The organism is Ferdinandcohnia salidurans (assembly GCF_042680725.1).
Taxonomy (GTDB): Bacteria; Bacillota; Bacilli; order Bacillales; family Bacillaceae_L; genus Ferdinandcohnia; species Ferdinandcohnia salidurans.
This window is the reverse complement of sequence record NZ_JBHUEK010000034.1, coordinates 125,638-146,446: the sequence shown is the minus strand read 5'-3', so window position 1 is coordinate 146,446 and position 20,809 is coordinate 125,638. Positions and strand designations below refer to the sequence as shown.

Sequence of the window (20,809 nt, the reverse complement as noted above, 5' to 3'; positions counted from 1 at the left end):
TGATCTAAATTGAAAGAAAAATTAACGGTTTTGAAGGATCGGTTGAATGACATTAGTCGGCGAAATCGGTCCATTCGTATGTTAAAGGTATATAACAAATGGAATTTCGACTTGAGCGAAGTAGGTAAAATCAACAAAAATCCTCAAGATATACTGGATGCGCTGATTAAAAACAATCGGAACGTCGACCTAGTGAAGCAGAACGTAAATGAGGAAGAATCTCTTCTTTTGTCGGGGAAATTGACAACTCTTTACCGGAATTTGAAGTCAATTGAGGACGAAACGGGTTTATATGATTTATATATTGGTTATCCGTTCATAAGTGGTGCGATGCTTGATGGAACGTACATACGGGCTCCTTTGTTTCTCCATTCTGTGAAATTAGAACGGGTGAAAGAACATGGAACAAAGTGGGTTCTTCACCCGATGGAAGATGCTGACCCGATGTTAAATCGTCCACTCTTTTTAGCGATGCAAAAAATGAGCAATTTCTATGTGCCTGATGAGATGTATGATGAGGCAATTGAGCAATCTTCTCAAATGGATTTTCTAGGATGGTTAACCTGGCTAAAAAAATACAATATAAATATCAACTGGTCAAATGCTCAAGAACTTGAATCTTTTCAAAATCTGACTTCTGACCTAATCCCAACCTTTAAAAAGGGTGAGTTTCAATTAGACAATTATGCGATTCTCGGTCATTTTCCTCAAGGAAACTCGGCTATTTTAAAAGACTATGAGGATTTCCTGCAACAAATGGAAGAGGGCATTTCTGATTTTGGCTTAGCGGGAGATTTGATGAATGTAGGGGAAGGATCTTCTTCTACCTTTACAACCGATAATCTCGGAGAGGGCCAACAAACATCTGATGAAACAGCTCCAAAAAAAGAAAAAGAAAAGTTCTTTGTCCTTGATACGGATGCATCCCAGGAAGAAATCATCAATTCGATTGAAGAAATCGAAGGCATGGTTGTTCATGGGCCACCTGGTACGGGGAAATCTCAAGTCATTGTCAATATGATCGCGAATGCAATTGCCGATAAAAACAAGGTATTATTAGTCTGTCAAAAACGTGCGGCATTAGATGTGGTTTATCAAAGACTCGACAGCTTAGGGCTTTCAGCAAGTGTAAGTCTATTACATGATGAAAAGACGGATCGAACTAGCCTTTACCGAAAGCTTCATAATCGCTTAGTGAAAGATGAATTTGTACAGGAATTAGAGGTTGAATATGAACAACTTTCACAGAAAGTCGAAAAATGTGAGCAAGAACTGGATGCAATTGCTAAAGGCTTGTATGAAGCACAACCTCATGGATATCGAGCCTATGACCTGTACGGTCTTGGAAAACCGGTTAATCAACAAGAAGTCATTCTTAACTTAACGGCTGTGATTAACGATTTAAATAAGAATAATTTAGAAGAAGTCTTAACAACCATCTTTTCATACGGGGATTATTTTAGCCGATTTGGACAGGAAAACTACCCACTAAAAGATCGTAAATCGTTTGCAAAGCTTGAAATTAAGGACCGTTTGACGATTGTTGAGATTCTTAAGAAGGTCACTGAGCAGGCTGATAAAAGCATTATCTACCTTGAGCATTTTGAAAAGGATGAGATTACCCCGGAGTACAGCTGGGAAGTTGGTGGTAAGCTCGAAAAAATTTATGAGGACTTAAATCCTCAGGAGAAAAAAACACTTCAGAAACTAAGACTTTGGTGGTGGACTTCTTTTACCGGAAAGACGATCGTTGAAGAGTTAATCGAAGGTGACAAATTTAAAGGTTTATCATCGACGGAGTGGCCAAAACTTAGGGAAAGCTTACGAATCCTGTATGAACTTTCAAAAGTATCAACTGACATGTCGAACGAAATGAAACAATTATCAGCTTATTTTAAGGATGAAAAGTTGCAGAAATATAAGGAACAAATATCAAAAGGGGATATTCCATTACCTGAATTTCAAAAACAGCAAGAATATGTGATTCAAGATTTTGATGACCTTCGCAATATGGATCGAATCTATGATGAGAGTATGCCTTTTGTCAAATCACTCATCGATGAATTAAAGGATAAAAGTAAAGACAAGCTTCATCGTGAACTTGCGAAAGAATGGGTGGAACATACGAAACAATCTGCCTATATATACTGGATTGATGAAATTGAACGAAAGCATCCGGTGCTTACCAAGATTGGAACGGAAGAGTTTCATCGATTACGCACAAGGTTTAAGAATCTTTTAGAAGAAAAGAAAGAACTTTCAGCTAAAGTCTTGCAAAATCGCTTAATTAAAGCCCTTGTTTCAGTGAAGGAACAGCATTCTAAAGCGATAAAGGACATCACTTACCAAACAGGGAAGAAGCGACAAATCTGGCCCGTTCGAAAGCTTGTAAAAAAGTATGCTCAAGAAGGTTTATTAGATGTACTACCCGTTTGGCTTGTCTCACCTGAGACAGTGTCTGCGATTTTTCCGTTAGGTAAGGATTTATTTGATCTAGTTATTTTTGATGAAGCCTCACAGTTAACGGTTGAAAATGGGATTCCATCTGTCTACAGAGCGTCTAAAGTCATTATTGCCGGGGATGAAAAACAATTACCGCCAAGTAATTTGTTTAAGGGTGGTATCCAAATTGATGAAGATGATGTTGATGAGGACGATATGGTCGTTTCAGAAAGTCTTCTAAATTTAGCAAAACGAGTGTTTCCGAGTAGAATGCTGCAATGGCATTATCGTTCGAAGTCTGAGGAATTGATTAATTTTTCAAACCATGCCTATTACAATGGCAATATTCAAATCGCGCCAAACGTGGAACATCTGAAGAATCCAGCGGCGATTCAATGGCGGAAAGTCGATGGCAAGTGGATTAATCAGTGTAATGAGGTTGAAGCGAAAGAAGTGGTCCTTTTATTGAAAGAATTGCTTCAAAAGGATGCAACGAGGTCGATTGGAGTCATAACCTTTAACGCTAAACAACAGGATAAGATTCTTGATTATATCGATATGCTAGCCGAGGAAGATGAAGAATTTAATACCTTGTATCATCAGGTCATGGGTAAGGATTTGGATGAACAAATTTTTGTGAAAAATATCGAAAACGTACAGGGTGACGAGCGGGATATTATCATTTTTTCGGTTGGGTATGCGAAAGCTGAAAATGGCAGAGTCTATAATCGATTTGGCCCGCTTGGACAGCAGGGGGGAGAAAACCGCCTGAATGTGGCGGTAACTCGTTCAAAAGAAGCAATCTATGTTGTATCAAGTATTGAACCAAATGAACTCGACGTATCGAAGACGAAAAATGTTGGGCCGAAGTATTTTAAATGTTATTTAGAGTACGCGCAGGCTGTTTCGAATCTACAGAAAGAGAGAATCGGAGCTGTGCTTTCAGAGCTGAATGAAGAGATGAACACACAACGACAGGAGAAGGCTCTTCATTTTGATTCACCATTTGAAACACAAGTGTATGAACAATTAATGGAAATGGGATATAAAGTCGATACACAAGTAGGCATGTCCAATTATCGAATTGACTTAGCCGTGGTGCATCCTGAAAATGAGTCGAGGTATATTCTTGGAATTGAATGTGATGGGGCGATGTATCATAGCTCACTATCCTCGAAGGAAAGAGATGTGTACCGTCAAAAATTCCTAGAGAACAAAGGCTGGACCATCCACCGCATCTGGAGCCGAAACTGGTGGAAAAACCCAAGCGCAGAACTTGAGGAAGTCGACCAACTGATCAAGCAAATTCTCGAGAAAGAGAAAAACCATAAAAAAGTCCAACAAATGATGTAGGGGGAGCACTGTCCCAAAAGAAAAATCCCTTCTGTGTGGTTTCACAGAAGGGGCTTTTTTAGGTTAACAGCCTTTATTCAGCAATTAGTTACTTGTTAGTTGAGCTTTCTTATTTTCAGTTGTTTTCAGATCAAAGCGATCTGCATTCATTACCTTTACCCAAGCGGCCACAAAGTCTTTTACAAACTTCTCTTTGTTATCATCTTGTGCGTAAACTTCAGCAATGGCACGTAAAACAGAGTTTGAACCAAATACAAGGTCTACTCTCGTTGCTGTACGGACAACATCGCCTGTTTTGCGATCACGGCCTTCATAGACGTTTTCTCCTACAGGCTTCCACGCCACTCCCATGTCGAGCAAGTTAGCAAAGAAATCATTTGTAAGTTGGCCAACACGGTCAGTGAATACACCGTGCTGAGTGCCACCGTAGTTTGTACCTAGAACGCGCATTCCACCAATAAGAACTGTCATTTCTGGGGCAGTAAGACCTAGTAGTTGAGCCTTATCAATTAAAAGCTCTTCTGGGCTCACACTAAACTGTGTCTTTTGATAATTACGGAAGCCATCAGCGACAGGCTCAAGTACGTCAAAGCTTTCAACATCCGTTTCCTCTAGTGTTGCATCGCCTCGGCCAGGAGCAAATGGAACTGTTATATCAAAACCTGCATCACGTGCAGCTTTTTCGATTGCGACACTTCCTCCAAGAACAATTAAATCAGCTAGACTGATATCGATATCTAAATCTTCTTGAATGCCTTCTAGAACTTGGAGCACTTGTGCAAGTTGTTCCGGTTGGTTCACTTCCCAATCCTTCTGTGGTGCTAGGCGGATGCGTGCTCCATTTGCACCACCACGATGATCGGAGCCACGGTACGTACTTGCAGAAGCCCAAGCTGTTGTTACAAGCTTACTGATTGTTAGTCCAGAGTCTAAGATTTTTGCCTTAACCTCTGCGATTTCGGCATCTGTTAATTCAGCGTTTCCAGTTGGTACAGGATCTTGCCAGATGAAATCTTCTTCTGGAACCTCTGGACCAAGATATCTTGCTTTAGGACCCATGTCACGGTGGAGTAGCTTGAACCATGCACGAGCAAAGGCATCTGCAAACTCATCTGGATTCTGATGGAAACGGCGAGAAATTTTCTCGTATTCAGGGTCATGACGCAATGCCATATCCGCAGTGGTCATCATGGTTGGGACCTTAATAGACGGATCCTCTACATCTGGTGCAAGATGCTCCTCAGCAGGGTCTACAACAAGCCATTGCCATGCGCCCGCAGGACTCTTCGTTAGCCACCATTCATATCCAAACAAGAGATCAAAGTAGCCATTGTCCCACTGTGTCGGATTCGCAGTCCAAGCACCTTCAATCCCGCTACCGATGGTGTCACGCCCATATCCTTTACCATGAGAACTTTGCCAACCTAAGCCCATTGCTTCGATAGGAGCAGCCTCAGGCTCTGGACCAACTTTACTTGGGTCTCCAGCTCCGTGTGCTTTACCAAACGTATGACCACCAGCTATAAGTGCAACTGTTTCTTCATCGTTCATTCCCATTCTAGCAAAGGTTTCACGAATGTCTTTCGCACTTGCAAGTGGGTCTGGTTTACCATCTGGACCTTCTGGATTCACATAAATAAGTCCCATTTGAACAGCAGCAAGCGGATTTTCAAGGTCACGTTCACCTGAGTAACGATTTTCTCCAAGCCATTCTGTTTCAGTGCCCCAATAGACTTCTTCTTCAGGCTGCCAAATGTCAGCGCGTCCTGCGCCAAATCCAATTGTAGGTCCACCCATATCTTCAATGGCGACATTACCTGCTAAAACAAGCAAGTCTGCCCAGGAAATTTTATTTCCATACTTTTGCTTAATCGGCCATAGGAGGCGGCGTGCTCGGTCAAGTAGAACATTGTCTGGCCAACTGTTTAGTGGTGCAAAACGTTGGTTACCCGTTCCACCACCACCTCTGCCATCACCAACACGGTATGTACCAGCGGCATGCCAAGACATACGAATAAACATTGGACCGTAATGTCCATAGTCAGCAGGCCACCAATCTTGACTGTCTGTCATTAGATTACGAAGATCTTGCTTAAGCGCATCATAATCTAGCTTTTTAAATTCCTCTGCGTAATCAAAGTCTTCTCCCATAGGATTAGATTTTGTATCATGTTGGTGGAGAATATTCAAATTTAACGCATTTGGCCACCAATCTTGATTCGTAGTACCACTTGTTTTGTTACTAGTAGCAGCCCCATGAAACGGGCATCCTCCGATGTTGCCATTGCCTTTAGTATCCATTCCTTACATCTCTCCTTCATGAAAAATTAGTAAATTTATTATTTCATCTAGTTTAAGAAACTAAGATGTTACTAATTACTTTAATGAGATTGTTACAATAGAACATGGGCTTAATTGAAAGAAAAATAGACTTTTAGATTTCTAGAACATCAGGACTATTATATTAAGGAGTATAGCTAATTATGATTGATAGAGTAATACAAACATATGAAGTCTGATCATAGAGGAGGGTAAAATTAAGTAATTGATTTGTAGGTATGTTGAAAGTATAGAACTAATATTTTGTATATTTCCATTATAATGACAATGAGTAGAGGAAGGCAAGTTATAAGCCTGAAGGGGAGTTGGTTTTATTATCGCCCTTAATTAAAAGCTTGACATGAACTATTGTCTTTAATCGAATAAAGGGTCAATTTAGCTGTATTGAGGGTATTTCTTCCTTTTCTTGGAACTTGCGAATGTTTTTAGATTGCCAAACAATATGAAAGCATACGCATTTCTCATTTACGAATGCTTTTATCGCTTTTTTGCTTAAAAATGATACAGAAGTGGAAAATTTTTGAATTTAGTGTCTCTTTTGAAAGTGTTTCTTCCTTTTCTTGGAACTTGCGAATGGTTTTAGATTGCCAAACAATATAAAAGCATACGCATTTCACATTTACGAATGCTTTTATCGCTTTTTTGTTTAAAAATGATACAGAAATGGAAAATTTTTGAATTTAATGTCTCTTTTGAAAGTATTTCTTCCTTTTCTTGGAACTCGCGAATGGTTTTAGATTGCCAAACAATATGAAAGCATACGCATTTCTTTTTTACGTATGCTTTTATCGATTTTTTCCCAAAAAGGATACATAAATGGATAGTTTTTACATTTGTTATATTTTTTGGATCGATTTGCCAATGACTTTATAATATGTCCGAATTAGAAAAGCTTGGGGGAGGGAAAATTCCCTCAAGCTTTTTGTGGTTTATTTACAATGTTGAATTTTCTCTACGTTATCTGAACTACTTCAACGATTACTCCTTCACTTTTAAAAGTCTTAAAGCATTTAAGATCACAATGATTGCAGCTCCGGTATCACTTAATACCGCTAACCAAAGGGTTAACCAACCAGGGAAGATAAGTGCTAGAGCCACGAATTTGACGATTAATGAGAACCAAATGTTTTGCTTAATGATCGTCAACGCTTTTCTACTTAGTTTTACCGTATGTGGAAGTTTTTCAAGGTTGTCTGCCATCAAGACAATATCAGCAGTTTCCATCGCTGTGTCAGTTCCAGCACCACCCATAGCAATTCCTAGATCAGCAGTGGCAAGAGCAGGTGCATCATTTATTCCATCTCCAACCATCGCTATCATTTTGCCTTCACTTTGTAATTGTTTGATGGCATGAACTTTGTCTTCTGGTAAAAGGTCAGCAAAATAGCGGCTGAGATTCGCTTCCTTTGAAATCATTTTAGCAGTACCTTCATTATCACCTGTTAACATGACAACTTCGTTTATACCAACTTGCTTTAATCCCTTTAATGCCTTTACAGTCGTCTGTCGAATTGTATCTGCAACAGCAATAATACCGATTATTTTAGTCGCTGTACCGATCATTACGACCGTTTTACCTTGATTCTGAAGTTGATGAACAGTTTCGGTTACATTCCCTAGTGTAACGTTCTTTGCTTCGAATAATTTTAGATTGCCAGCGTAATAGATTTCTCCATCAAGAGTTGCTTGTACTCCTTTACCGACAATGTTCTTAAATAATTCACCATTTCTGGGTGTTATACCATTGGCCTGAGCATACTCCACAATGCTTTTTGCAATCGGGTGTGTTGAGTATTCTTCTAATGTCAAAGCAATCGACAATAGCTGCTCGTTATCCGTATCTAGGGCAATTATTTCAGTTACTTTGGGTTTACCTTCTGTTAATGTACCTGTTTTATCAAAGGCAATGGCACGAATAGCACCAGCTTTTTCTAAGAATGTACCACCTTTGATTAATACACCATTTTTTGCTGCGTTTCCGATTGCAGATACGATTGCAACAGGCGTTGAGATCACTAAAGCACAAGGACAAGCAACAACTAATAATTCAAGTCCTTTATAAAACCATTCACCATAAGTTCCCAAACCTAGTAGAGGGGGAAGAACCATGACAACTAATGCTAGAATAAACACAATCGGAGTATAGATACTTGCAAATCTATCAACAAATGCTTGTGTTGGGGCTTTTTGTTCTTGTGCTTCTTCCACTAGATGAATAATTTTAGCTATAGTTGTATCTTCTACCAACTTTGTCACTTTTATCTCAAGTGAACCACTTTCATTTATTGTTCCTGCATAAACAGTATCTCCGGTTTCTTTATCAACTGGAATCGATTCTCCAGTTATTGGTGCCTGATTTACACTGGATTCACCGTGTACGATTTCACCGTCTAGTGGAATTTTATCTCCAGGTTTTACAATCAAAATATCACCGATCGAAATTTCTTCAACCGGCTTTTTAATTAACTCTGAACCTAATTTTACAAAGGCCTCAGATGGAGCCAAGTCCATTAAATTTCGGATGGAGTTTCTTGTTTTTTCAATAGACATATTTTGAAGGGTGGTTCCAAGTGAAAATAACCATACAACCGTTGCACCCTCTAACCATTCTCCAATCAAAGCAGCACCAATCGCCGCAGCAGACATGAGGACATTCATATCTAATGAACGACTTTTAATTGAATAATAGGCACTTTTTACAGGTTTATATCCACTTATAACCATTGCAACTGCATACATAAGTGTTGTTAGAAAGGTAGAAATGCCAGTGAAGGAGCCAATAAACCCAAGAGCAATCAATATTCCTGAAAAAATAATTCCACCATTGCCACTCAAGGCTTTAGGTGATTCATTTGTCTTTTTACTAGTAAATAAAGAAGCTTTATAACCTATTTTAGAAACTTCAGAAATGATATCATCGACACTGTTATCATGTTCAATTTTCATTTTACCAGTTGAAAAATTCACGCTGACATCTTGTACTGCAGGGATGGTATTCAAGTGGTTTTCAATACTTTTCGCGCAACTTCCACAATCCATTCCTTCAACGTTAAAGATTCTTACATTCTTGTTTTGGAGTAATGGTTCAATGCCATATCCTAGTTTCTGTACTTCACTTTCCACCTGGTCAAGGGAAGCACTGTTTTTACTTACTATTTGTAGTTTAGCAGTATTATAGTTTACTTTAACGTCTTGAATATCCTGCAAACCGCTTAATCCTCGTTCGATCGTCAAGGCACATGATGGACAATCCATTCCGTGAATGCGAAACTCTGCCTTTTCACCTATAGCGGTAAGTGTTTCTTGAGGTTTGTCGTCAATATTACTACTGCAACAACTAATTGACTCTGAGCTTTTGTCTTGGTTTGTGCTACTGCAACAAGAAGTGCTAGTAGTGCTTACAATCACATCGCCAAGCGAATGATTACTACTACAACAAGCGTTACGAGTAGGGGAGTGACTATCTATTTCTACAGTTGAAGAACTACAACAACTGTCAGTTTCTTTACTATTTGAAATCTCACTTTTTTGCTGCTGACTACTGCAACAACCCTTGTTCTCGGCAGCAGCAACTACGTTTTTTTCATTCGAACTACAACATTTATCTGCCATTGAATCCCAACTCCCTAATCTATGTGACGTTCACAACAAGCTACATCATTCTGAACGTCTTCAAAAACTGTATTAAACATCATTAATAAATCACGTACTTGTTCATTACGTAGGCTGTAATAAACGTATTTTCCTTCTTGTCTCCCAACAATGAGTCCACACCCTTTTAAACAGGCTAAATGCTGTGAAATATTAGATTGATTCCCCTTAAGGTCATCTACGATTTGAGTGACAGCTTTTTCTTGATCTTTTATACTATCAAGAATTTGGATACGTGTTTTATCAGCAAATCCTCTAAGGAATTTTACCTTCGTATCAAGATCTGTTTGCAGCAAAACATTTCCCCCTATTCATATTAGATTTAACTAATATGTTCTTTTAGTATCATATTAGCAACCCCTAATACGTGTGTCAAACAATTTAAAATTGGATTTATGTAAGAGTTGAAAGTTATTTGAACAATCCTTTTTTAACCCAATAAATCACAGTTTGATGTTATTATAGGGTGGTTATGGGTGTTCAAGATGAAAGAGTTGTTTACGTGAATAAAAGAGTTATAGAAAGCTTGGTAGTCCATAAAATATTCGGAATGGAAGAGGTATAAACATGGCTAAAGTTCAAAATTCTTCAGCAAAGTTTGCTGTCATCATTACGTTAGTTACGATTGCTTTACTATCTGTGATAGTTGTTTTAAGTAATATGAAGTCAGATGAGAGTGAAAATCAAACTTTTGAAAAGCAACCATCAATAGAAGGACAACCAACGATAGGAAACGCGGATGCTCCAGTAACAATCGTTGAATTTGGAGATTTCAAATGTCCATCTTGTAAAGCATGGGGAGAGACTATTTTTCCACAATTAGAGCAGGATTACGTTGATACAGGAAAAGTAAAATTTTCTTATATAAATGTTTTATTTCATGGAAAAGAATCACAGCTAGGTTCATTAGCAGCCGAAACAATATTTAAGCAAAACCCAGATGCTTATTGGGAGTTTCACAAGGGATTATTTAACGCTCAACCGCTAGACCACGATTCCGAGTGGCTTACACCAGACAAGGTATATGAAATAGCAGGTGGGATTTCAAATTTTGATGTAAAGAAATTTCAGAGTGAGTTAGAACAATTAACTCAGATAGAAGAGGTAAACAAGGATTCAGCGTTAGTTGAGGAATATAAGGTGCAGTTCACACCTTCCATTATGGTAAATGGAACAATGTTAGAAGATCCATTTGACTATGAGAAAATAGAAAGCCTCATCGAAAAAGAGTTAGAGGGGAAATAAATCTATGGTTGAAAAAAGGAAAGCTCCGACTAATAAACTTTTATTTCTATATATGGCTTGGCTTGTTTCAGTAGTTGCAACACTTGGAAGTCTTTACTTTAGTGAGATACGTGGTTTCATTCCCTGTGAGCTATGTTGGTACCAACGAATTTTAATGTATCCTTTAGCACTAATTCTTGGGATTGGCACATTTCAAAGTGATTTTTCAGTAAAAAAATATGTATTACCGCTGTCCGTCATCGGCTGGTGTATCTCGCTATTTCACTACCTTGAACAAAAGGTGCCAGGGTTTGCTGAAATAAAACCGTGTGTACAGGGAGTTCCTTGTACCACTGAATATATTAATTGGTTTGGATTCATCACAATCCCATTCTTAGCTTTCATCGCTTTTACAATCATCATCGTCATGATGTTATCTATTAAAAAAGATTAATATAAGTATGTTAAAAGGCAACTAGGTGGTTGCCTTTTTTTTATTGATTGAAATTAGTAACCTACTGCGTTTATTTCTCGCTAAAAGCAATTTTTAATCCGATTAAGGTGAACAATGAACCTTGAATAAAATTAATTTTTTTAGAGACAGTTGGATTTTTACGTAAGAAAGATCCTACTTTCCCAGCAAAGATACTAATTAACGAGAAAATAACTAAAGTCTGGATTAGAAAAAGCATGCCATAGACAAGCATTTGAATCGAAACATGACCATTTTCATAGTTTATAAACTGCGGGAAGAAGGCTAGGAAAAACAAGGACACTTTAGGGTTTAATAGGTTCATAATCACCCCTTTTTTGTATAAAGACGTATAGTCTAAATTATCTTCACTTTTAAGGTTGAAATCTGAATCTTTTTCTTTGAAAGACTTATAGGCTAAGAATAATAAATAGGCTGCTCCTGCATATTTGACAACCGTAAATGCAAAAGCTGATTGATAAATTAATGCTGAAATTCCGATCGTTGCAGCTGTAATATGTACTAATAATCCTGTGCACAGACCAAGAGTAGTAAATATCCCCGCATTTTTTCCTTTTGCTAGACTCTGCGCCAACGTAAACAAATTATCTGGACCAGGCATTAGAGTAAGGATGATTGCAGCGCTCATAAAAGATAGTACAGATACATAATCCACGTTTATCCCTCCAATTTTTAATGATTATTTTAGCATAGATTCCCAATAATGATATCTAAATTTTGTAAGCTAATAGAAGGGTGGGCTAATTAAGACAAGTAGTGATGGTTTGCGTTTTTTCCAGGTGGAGAAATAGAAGAATGAGAAACACCAGAACATTTACAAGAAATTCTACAACTCTAGTGACGAGATTAAGGATGTATTATGTGGAAAAAGGTGGTAAAATGTCATCGAGAGATGCAAGGGTTTAGCTTATTTAAAGACACTCTACAGCATAATGAGAGTAATAGAAAATGAGTGTTTCATATATATTCAGTTTTTTTTAGGAGTGGGAAGATGAAAGAAATTTCAGTAATGGTAGCGGATGATGAGAAGGAAATCGCGGATCTAATCGCGATTCATTTAGAGAAAGAAGGCTACCGTGTTATTAAAGTAACAGATGGAGAAGAAGCAGTGCGTGTTGTTGAGAATCAATTGATAGATTTACTCATTTTGGACATTATGATGCCGAAGTTGGATGGGTATGAAGTAACCCGGCAGATACGAGAACAGCATAATATGCCTATCATATTTGTAAGTGCAAAAACATCTGATTTTGATAAAGTACAAGGGCTGGTCATAGGTGCTGATGATTATATGACAAAACCATTTACTCCGATTGAGTTGGTTGCGCGTGTAAATGCTCATTTGAGAAGGTATATGAAACTAAATAACCCCAAGACAGATATAGGAAAGAAAACAAGCTTGGAATATGGTGGACTGGTTATTTCACCTGATCAACGTACAGTCACGTTATATGGTAATAGTATTGAACTGACACCGAAAGAATTTGATATTTTGAATTTACTCGCGAGTCACCCAAAGAAGGTATTCAGTGTGGAAAATATTTTTCAACAGGTGTGGGGTGAAGCATTCTTTGAAGGTGGGAACACGGTAATGGTTCATATACGTACTCTTCGTAGAAAACTAGAAGAGGATAAGCGAAAAGACAAATGGATTAAAACGGTTTGGGGAGTAGGGTATACGTTCAATGGCTAAGATGACCTCTAGTTTTCGTTCTAAGATGGTGTTGTTAGTAGGCTTAAGCATGTTTTTATCAGGGATCATTACGTCCCTCATTTTTAAAGGATTACAATATTATTATCACAGAAATGCCCAATATGGGGACCAACTGTCTGAGTTCCGAATGTTAATAGGGCGAATCGGAGATTTACCTCTATTTTTTCTATTTTTTCTTTTACTATCTTTGCTTTTTTTCTATTTCTTTACTAAGCCATATGCAACTTATTTCAAAGAAATTTCAAACGGAATTCATTACCTTGCCCGGGGAGACTTTACTCATCAGGTAGAGATTCGATCAAATGATGAGTTTAAAGCGATTGCGCGTGATATTAATTTGGCAAGTGAAACATTAAAAGAAGCCATTCAAAGAGGAGATTTTTCAGAGAGTAGTAAAGATCAATTAATTGTCAATTTAGCTCATGACTTGCGGACACCACTTACCTCTGTTATTGGATATTTAGATTTGACCCTAAAGGAAGAGAACTTAACACAAGAACAAGTGAGACATTTCTTAACAATTGCTTTTACGAAATCGCAACGTTTAGAAGGGCTTATTGATGAGTTATTCGAGATAACGAGAATGAACTATGGAATGCTGCCAGTGAATAAAAAAAGAATTAATTTGACGGACCTCCTTCACCAATTAAAGGAAGAGTTGTATCCTGTATTCGAACAGAATCATTTGAAAGTTCGGATGGAGGCTGATCCGCACTTATTCATTTTGGGTGATGGAGATTTGCTAGCCCGTGTGTTTGAAAATCTACTGACAAATGCCATTCGTTATGGATATGAAGGTCAGTATGTCGATATAAATGGCTATAAACAAAACAATGAAGTCGTCGTTGAAATTGTCAATTATGGAGACGAAATTCCCCCTGATAATCTTCCACATATCTTTGATATGTTTTATACAGGGGATAAATCACGAACTCATCGAGAAGATAGTACAGGTCTTGGCTTATTTATTGCGAAAAATATTGTGGACCAGCATAACGGTTCGATTACTGCTAAAAGCAACTTAATCCAGACTACGTTTGAAGTTCGAATACCTATAGAGAGTGCAATTTATAATGACGTACTTTCATGATTTAAGAAAAATTTAAGATTTACCCCACTTATTTTTTAAAGATTTCTGCCTATTCTTGTAAATAGAGAAGAATAGGGAGGAAATGGAAACATGAAGAAGTGGGGATTTTTAATTTTTATACTCTTATGCTCTAGTTTCATTTTTGTGAATTTTGGTTCGTTTTTTGAACCGAAAATAATAGTACGTACAGATGACCAGCTTGAGGGTGTTCAAGTTGTAGGTACACATGATTATGAAGATGTGGAAAAACATGAAGTTACAGTAAACGATATCTACCAAGGAAATCTACTTTTGGTTAACACTGATTATCCGGTTCAACAAGAGAGTATTAAATCTGATGTCGTTAACTTATCCTTGAAGAATGAATTGATCAAAGGATATGGATTAATGGATAACGGCATTGATTTGTCAGAGGAAATTGCATCTCAATTTTCAGAAATGGTTGAAGCAGCCGAAAAAGATGGAGTTAGTGATTTTGTTATTACCAGTGGTTTTCGAGATTTTAGTGAACAACATGCGCTCTATCAAGAAATGGGTGCTGCATATGCTTTACCAGCTGGTTATAGTGAACACAATCTAGGGCTTTCCCTTGATGTAGGATCTACCCAAATGAAGATGGCTCAGGCACCTGAAGGAAAGTGGATCGAAGAGAATGCTTGGAAATACGGTTTTGTTATACGTTATCCAGAGGATAAGGTTGCTATTACGGGAATTCAATATGAACCATGGCATATCCGTTACGTTGGTTTGCCGCACAGTGCAATTATGAAAGAAAGGAATTTTGTGTTAGAGGAGTATTTAGCCTACCTAAAAGAGGAAAAACATCTATCAGTTAGTATTCATAAAGAAAAATATAAGATCACGTATTTTCCTATTTCTGATAATGTGACAATCGAAGTACCAGAAAATCGACAATTTGAGATTTCAGGTAATAATATGGATGGAGTCATTGTGACTGTGCGGGATATGAAAATGTAATTTCTTTAGAGGAATTGAGGAATGGCATGAGAGGAAAAGTGAAAAGGGCTATTATCAAGAGTGGCTGACTTCGTTCACATTTTTCATCATGTTTTTATTTATGTTCTTTGGAGAATTTTAACGATGTTCAAGAGTGAGATGGGTATCCAGGTATTTGTATCGTGAATTATTCGAATGTTAATTATTTTATGGATATTTACGTTAAAATATGGATAGTATTGGAATGCTCCTATGTGAAATGACTGTTTCTGTTTCTTAGAAAAAAGTGAAGATTATTCTAGGGAGTGAGTTATATGGTAAAAAGAAGCACTGGCATATCCTTAATCGCCATTTCGGTCATTTTGATTGGCTATAAGTTGATTGTTGAATTGGTTGGTAGCGCACCGGTTGCTGGAAACATAATAAATCTTGGCACATTTACATTTTTAGCAGGGTTATGCTTTTTAGCTTGGGGAGAATATGAAAAGCATAAAGGTAATAAAAGGAACGCAGGATAATACATTTCTTATTCTTAAGACGATTTCTTCATTAAGAGAACAGCTGCGATAGTTCTTTGAAAGGAAATAATTACTTGGAGGGAACACTATGAATATTGAAAATGAATATTTGAGAATCGTTATTGAAAGATTTAAAAGTGTAAAGAGCCTCGGGGATAAGACCATACAACAGTTAAATGAAGAGGAAATTCATTGGACTTATAATAATGAGTCAATTAGTGTTTCCATCATTGTAAAGCATGTAAGCGGGAATATGATTTCAAGATGGACTGATTTTTTGTCTTCAGATGGGGAAAAAGAATATCGAAATCGAGATGAAGAATTTATCGATAATCTCTCCTCTAAATCAGAGGTAATTAAGGTGTGGGAGAAAGGTTGGGAAGTTTTTTTTGCTACCCTAACCGATTTAGGTGAGCAAGACTTATTAAAGAAGATTTACATTCGTGGAGAAAGTCATTTGGTTATAGATGCTATTGAAAGGCAAATGGCTCATTACGCCTATCATGTCGGACAAATAGTGTATATAGGTAAACTATTAAAGGACAGCAATTGGGAGAGTCTCAGCATTCCAAAAGGGAAATCCGAAGATTATTTAAAGGAAATGCTTGAAAAACACAAAGATAAATAATAATTGAAACAAAGTAAAGTGAAGTGGTGAGATGAAAAAATACCTGGGCTTGATTTCATTGGTGTTAATGATTGTTTTTCTAATTTTAACTTTTATAATCTCTGAAGCATTGGATTCCTTACCTGAATCCATAGACTTATTGTTATTATTATTCCTGTTACTTGGATCATTCATTACCGCATTATTTAGTGTAAAAGGACGGTTAAAAACAATTGCATTATCTATTTCCTCCCTCGGTATGCTCGTTTTAGTAGTCATCATTATTTTCGTAATTAGTATGATGCTGTTCGGAAACTTTGGAACATAAGTGTAATTTAAAAATAATAACATTCGTTGTACGTTTCTGTTATCCACAGGAACGTTTTTTATTTTTTAAAAAGTATTGAGAATTTTTTAATAATTATTCTCTTCATAATAATGAATTATTTAGAATATTATGTTAATATTACTTTAAAACCCATTCTGAAAATGTGAAAGGGAGGTGGCGAATGACGGGGTATAAATTTGTTACAAAAAAGAAATGGATTAGAGAAGGGATACATTCACTAGTATATGTACTTATCATTACCATTATAAGTATATACTCCTACATATCGTTTAATGCAGGAGATTTCACCCATCCCATTTTAAGTATTATCTTAATCGCTTCAATTATGATTGCGATACTAAGAGCAATATACTATTTTAAATTAGATAAAAAAGACTATCTTATCCTTGAAAACAATTCCTTATCATTATATAGGGGATTTTTCTTACCTAGAAAATCGATTCTATTTAGCCAAGTAGAAGAAGTTGTTCAAGTTAGTGAGGTCGTTTTATTTATCATGAATAATGGGAAGGAAGAACAAATTTATACGGATTTCTTATCAAATGAGGATCAAGTACAGCTGATAAAAAGCCTAAAATCCATCTTTAATTCTAAGGCGGTAGGGTTTTAACGATGAGCAGTGCTTTCAAATGCTATGCAAAAATATTCACATAGTATTTCCGTTATCTAACAGATGTAGATATCCATGTGTTAAGCCATCCTAAATAGGGGCGTTATTTTTTTAACGTTTCTATAAAAAAGGGGGTTAACACATGAGGAAATCAGTCACATCTATTTTAGGTGCAGCATTATTAGTTGTAGGACTTGCGGGATGTCAGGGTAACGATAATAATAATAACTTTGATACCAAAAATAATGGGGATGTAAAAATTTTGGATCAAAGAAACGATAATGGTCATGGCTTCAATCAAAATGACAGATTTGACAATAACAATGGCCGTAGTAACATCATGAATAACCGTAACCAAGATTGTAATGATGACCTCTATTATGGTCAAAGTGGCACTGGCACTAGTGGTATTGGAACAGGAACAACTGGAACAGGTGGTGCTGGTGCGATGGGAACTGGAACAGCGGGTAGTGGATCTGGAACAGGCGCTGGTGTTTATGGGGGTCCTGGTGCCGGTACTACTGGATATGATGGTTGTAGAGACGGAACTGGGTCAAATAATCGATAAGCAGGAACGATTTCCACTTGAGTTGAAACAATATTCATGAACGTGGATATACCAATCGGCCTGGCCCTTTAAGCATGCTTAAGTGGTCAGGCCCTTGGTATTCATTGATTGTTACGATCCTACCAACCCTGTTAATGGGCTACTCGCTACTGCGTAGTCTTTTTCTTCAATGCGTCCGGCCTCATAGCCTAGTCTTCCTGCTTCTAACGCAAGTTTGACAGCGCGTGCCATTTTTACAGGATCCTTTGCACCTGACACGGCTGTGTTTAAAAGAACACCGTCTGCGCCAAGTTCCATTGCATAAGCGACATCCTTAGGCGAACCAATTCCTGCATCGATAATGACTGGAACTTGGGATTGCTCGATAATAAATTTTAAATTTAACGGATTAATGATTCCTTTTCCTGAACCAATTGGACTTGCCCCCGGCATAATTGCATGAACACCGAGATCCTCTAAGCGCTTAGCTAGTACTACATCATCTGACGTATACGGTAACACAATGAAGCCTTCATTGAGGAGCATTTCCGATGCCTTCAAAGTTTCGATAGGGTCTGGTAAAAGGGACCTGTCATCTCCAATGACCTCTACTTTAATCATGTCACACAAACCAGATGCTTTAGCTAGTTTCGCAATTCGAACCGCTTCCTCAGCTGTTTTAGCTCCTGCAGTATTTGGAAGAAGTGTATATTTCGTTAAGTCTAATTGCTCTAAAAAATTGGGCTGACTTTCTTCAAAAATGTTCATTCTTCTCACAGCAAACGTTAAAATTTCAGCATTTGAAACCTCAACAGCTTGCTTTTGAATTTCAAAAGATGGATACTTTCCTGTTCCTAATAAAAGTCTAGATTGGAATGTACGATTTGCTATTGTTAACATGATTATCCTCCTCCTACAAATTGGACGATTTCAATAATATCGCCATTTTTAAGTTTCATCGTTTTATAGTCATCTTTTTGAATAATATCCTCATTAATCTCTACAATCGCGATTCGATTTTCCAAGCTATAATGAGTCAAAAGCTTATCCACTGAATTTACTTCTTCAGGGAGTTCAATCTGCTCTCCGTTAAGCCTAATCTTCATTTTCTCACCTCCCTAAATCAAAGCTTTTTGTCTTCGATCAATACGAAATGCATCGATCCATTCTTGATTTACCTCTTTATTTAAAAGTAGATCACGTATCATTTTCCCAGTTGAAGGTGCAAGGAGAATCCCATTTCGAAAATGGCCACACGCAATCAAAATCCGTTCCTCTTCAGGATGTCTGCCGATAAATGGATGACCATCAAAGGTGGTTGGTCTTAGTCCAGATGTAAATCCTTCGATCCTCCAGTTAGCAGAGGAGGGGAGCATCGTTTTTGCTTTTTTAATTAAACTCTGAACACTATCTAGGCTAATCGAATCACTCCAGTCATCTGGAATCATCGTTGCCCCGATCACAAGCTTCCCGTTATTTCTAGGAACGATATAGGATTTGTCATGAAACAACGTGTGTTGTAAAAGAGGCTTCTCGTACTGAACAATGATACTTTCTCCTTTTACAGGTGACAGTTGTTCAGAGATTCCTAGATTTTGAAAAAGATGATTACTATAGACACCCGTTGCAATCACGACGTGCTTTGCTTGAACATTGCCTTTTGCTGTTCTCACGATATAGTTGCTTCCAACTTTCTCGATTCCATAGACGTGGCAGCTTTCAAAAATAGAAGCGCCAAGCACTAGGGCGCTTTTGGCAAAAGCCTCACACGTACTTGTTGGAATCACGTTCACATCATCTGCGATATAGGCAGCACCTAAAACGTTATCGCTAATCTCGGGTTCCATACATTGGACTTCTTGCCGACACAACTCTTTTACAGTTGGTTGTTTTAAAAGTGAATGGAGGTCTTGCATTTCTTTTTCAGTGAATGCTAGCTTTAAAATGCCGCCATTTCGGTATCCAATATCAATACCACTTAAATCAAAGAGCTCATCTTTTAATCGTATGTACTCAACTTGACTCGACCTTGCAAAAGGGAAGAAGAGGGAGAAATCACCATCGCTTTCTGAATGAGCACCTAGCATGCCAGCAGCAGCCTTTGTTGTTTTCGCACCAATTTGTCCCCCATCAAATAGAGCAACATCCATTTGTGCCTCGGCTAAATAATAGGCAATTGAACAACCAATAATTCCACCACCTATTACAACTACTTCATAACTACTTTTCATTGTGAATCGCCTCACTGAATTTTTTTGTAATGGAATAAGGATCTTCTGCCGCAAAAATACTGGACATGACCGCCACACCGTCCGCCCCAACAGCTTGGATGGATGGTAATGTTTCTAACGAAATGCCACCAATTGCATAAACAGGGATGCTCAGTTCCTTTTTCATTTGTAAAAGAGGCTCAACTCCGTTAGGAGGAAGTCCTTGTTTGCTATTTGTTTCAAAGCAATGCCCATATAGGACGTAATCCGCTCCATTTGCCTCAGCTTCTTTTGCTTTTTCAAAGGAATGAACACTACAACCGACTCTTATGTGCGGGTATCGTTCTTTCACCATTTTTACAGGGTGGCCATGTTCAGGTAAGTGGACAGTAGAAATATCCATACATAACGCAACATCAAGGCGGTCATTCATGATGATTTTCTCTTTCTTTACACCATTGGTTAGTAAATAATCGACTAATGCCACAATCTCTCGAACAGATTTTGATTTCTCTCGAATCTGCACATAATCCATTACATCTTTAATCGCGATAATTTTTTCAGCAACAGCGTTAACGGATTGCCGATCATCGGTCACAGCAATTAATTTCATCGAATTACTCCTTTTTCTCTAACAACTTGCTCCGCAAAAAAAGGAATAGAACGGTTAAAGCACAACAAAAAACCACTCTCCAAAGTAGGAA

The 20,809-nt window shown here is 37.7% G+C and carries 19 protein-coding genes and 1 pseudogene; 12 read left to right on the top strand and 8 right to left on the bottom strand.

The annotated features are described in order from the left end of the window. Positions 1-9: 9 nt before the first annotated feature. Positions 10-3,795, top strand: a complete 3,786-nt coding sequence (locus ACFSFW_RS22990; RefSeq protein ID WP_388041833.1) for a PDDEXK-like endonuclease domain-containing protein — start codon at positions 10-12, stop codon at positions 3,793-3,795. A gap of 84 nt (positions 3,796-3,879) precedes the next feature. On the opposite strand, the gene katG is transcribed toward ACFSFW_RS22990, so the two are convergent. The 3 genes from katG to ACFSFW_RS22975 all read right to left on the bottom strand — a co-directional run bounded on the left by katG (position 3,880) and on the right by ACFSFW_RS22975 (position 10,082). Further along, positions 3,880-6,096 (bottom strand): catalase/peroxidase HPI, encoded by a 2,217-nt coding sequence (katG, locus tag ACFSFW_RS22985; protein WP_388041830.1) that lies wholly within the window; start codon positions 6,094-6,096, stop codon positions 3,880-3,882. Between the two features lie 1,017 nt (positions 6,097-7,113). Beyond that, on the bottom strand, positions 7,114-9,747 hold the full coding sequence (locus ACFSFW_RS22980) for a heavy metal translocating P-type ATPase (protein ID WP_388041827.1): 2,634 nt from the start codon (positions 9,745-9,747) through the stop codon (positions 7,114-7,116). Between the two features lie 14 nt (positions 9,748-9,761). After that, complete coding sequence (locus tag ACFSFW_RS22975; RefSeq protein WP_388041824.1) at positions 9,762-10,082, bottom strand: ArsR/SmtB family transcription factor; 321 nt, start codon at positions 10,080-10,082, stop codon at positions 9,762-9,764. A gap of 271 nt (positions 10,083-10,353) precedes the next feature. Between ACFSFW_RS22975 and ACFSFW_RS22970 the strand changes: the two genes are divergently transcribed. Together ACFSFW_RS22970 and ACFSFW_RS22965 are read left to right on the top strand one after the other, a co-directional pair. After that, positions 10,354-11,031, top strand: a complete 678-nt coding sequence (locus tag ACFSFW_RS22970; RefSeq protein ID WP_388041821.1) for a DsbA family protein — start codon at positions 10,354-10,356, stop codon at positions 11,029-11,031. Positions 11,032-11,035: 4 nt separating this feature from the next. Beyond that, the gene (locus ACFSFW_RS22965; RefSeq protein WP_388041818.1) at positions 11,036-11,464 is read left to right on the top strand and encodes a disulfide oxidoreductase; all 429 of its coding nucleotides are present in this window, start codon (positions 11,036-11,038) and stop codon (positions 11,462-11,464) included. Between the two features lie 70 nt (positions 11,465-11,534). Here ACFSFW_RS22965 and ACFSFW_RS22960 read toward each other — a convergent pair whose 3' ends face one another. After that, positions 11,535-12,158, bottom strand: coding sequence for a LysE family translocator (locus ACFSFW_RS22960; protein ID WP_388041815.1), 624 nt, complete (start codon positions 12,156-12,158; stop codon positions 11,535-11,537). Between the two features lie 336 nt (positions 12,159-12,494). Between ACFSFW_RS22960 and vanR the strand changes: the two genes are divergently transcribed. The 9 genes and pseudogenes from vanR (at position 12,495) to ACFSFW_RS22915 (ending at position 17,916) form a co-directional block, all read left to right on the top strand. Beyond that, positions 12,495-13,196: a vancomycin resistance response regulator transcription factor, VanR-F/VanR-M family gene (gene vanR / locus ACFSFW_RS22955; protein ID WP_388041812.1), complete on the top strand. Its 702-nt coding sequence runs from the start codon at positions 12,495-12,497 to the stop codon at positions 13,194-13,196. Then, entirely contained in the window at positions 13,189-14,307 is a 1,119-nt protein-coding gene (locus ACFSFW_RS22950; RefSeq protein WP_388041809.1) for a sensor histidine kinase, read from the top strand. The genes vanR and ACFSFW_RS22950 overlap by 8 nt, the downstream gene beginning before the upstream one ends. Positions 14,308-14,397: 90 nt before the next feature. Beyond that, positions 14,398-15,285 (top strand): VanY-A/VanY-F/VanY-M family D-Ala-D-Ala carboxypeptidase, encoded by an 888-nt coding sequence (gene vanY, locus ACFSFW_RS22945; protein ID WP_388041806.1) that lies wholly within the window; start codon positions 14,398-14,400, stop codon positions 15,283-15,285. Between the two features lie 10 nt (positions 15,286-15,295). Next, positions 15,296-15,406 (top strand): annotated as a pseudogene (locus ACFSFW_RS22940) (hypothetical protein); the annotation flags it as partial. A 172-nt stretch (positions 15,407-15,578) separates the two neighbouring features. Further along, positions 15,579-15,782, top strand: coding sequence for a hypothetical protein (locus ACFSFW_RS22935; RefSeq protein ID WP_388041803.1), 204 nt, complete (start codon positions 15,579-15,581; stop codon positions 15,780-15,782). An 88-nt stretch (positions 15,783-15,870) separates the two neighbouring features. Next, positions 15,871-16,410, top strand: coding sequence for a DUF1572 family protein (locus ACFSFW_RS22930; protein WP_388041800.1), 540 nt, complete (start codon positions 15,871-15,873; stop codon positions 16,408-16,410). A gap of 31 nt (positions 16,411-16,441) precedes the next feature. Continuing rightward, the gene (locus ACFSFW_RS22925) at positions 16,442-16,717 is read left to right on the top strand and encodes a histidine kinase (protein ID WP_388041797.1); all 276 of its coding nucleotides are present in this window, start codon (positions 16,442-16,444) and stop codon (positions 16,715-16,717) included. Positions 16,718-16,898: 181 nt separating this feature from the next. Then, positions 16,899-17,348, top strand: a complete 450-nt coding sequence (locus ACFSFW_RS22920) for a hypothetical protein (protein WP_388041794.1) — start codon at positions 16,899-16,901, stop codon at positions 17,346-17,348. Positions 17,349-17,490: 142 nt separating this feature from the next. Then, positions 17,491-17,916, top strand: a complete 426-nt coding sequence (locus ACFSFW_RS22915; protein ID WP_388041791.1) for a hypothetical protein — start codon at positions 17,491-17,493, stop codon at positions 17,914-17,916. A gap of 111 nt (positions 17,917-18,027) precedes the next feature. Here ACFSFW_RS22915 and ACFSFW_RS22910 read toward each other — a convergent pair whose 3' ends face one another. Genes ACFSFW_RS22910 through ACFSFW_RS22895 form a run of 4 tightly spaced genes read right to left on the bottom strand, consistent with a single transcriptional unit; the run spans position 18,028 to position 20,718 of the window. Then, positions 18,028-18,795 carry a thiazole synthase gene (locus ACFSFW_RS22910; protein WP_388041788.1) on the bottom strand — a complete coding sequence of 256 codons (768 nt, stop codon included), beginning with the start codon at positions 18,793-18,795 and terminating at the stop codon, positions 18,028-18,030. Between the two features lie 2 nt (positions 18,796-18,797). Further along, positions 18,798-19,001 carry a sulfur carrier protein ThiS gene (thiS, locus tag ACFSFW_RS22905; RefSeq protein WP_388041785.1) on the bottom strand — a complete coding sequence of 68 codons (204 nt, stop codon included), beginning with the start codon at positions 18,999-19,001 and terminating at the stop codon, positions 18,798-18,800. A 12-nt stretch (positions 19,002-19,013) separates the two neighbouring features. Then, on the bottom strand, positions 19,014-20,126 hold the full coding sequence (gene thiO, locus ACFSFW_RS22900; RefSeq protein WP_388041782.1) for a glycine oxidase ThiO: 1,113 nt from the start codon (positions 20,124-20,126) through the stop codon (positions 19,014-19,016). Then, on the bottom strand, positions 20,116-20,718 hold the full coding sequence (locus ACFSFW_RS22895; RefSeq protein WP_388041779.1) for a thiamine phosphate synthase: 603 nt from the start codon (positions 20,716-20,718) through the stop codon (positions 20,116-20,118). The genes thiO and ACFSFW_RS22895 overlap by 11 nt, the downstream gene beginning before the upstream one ends. Between the last annotated feature and the right edge of the window lie 91 nt (positions 20,719-20,809).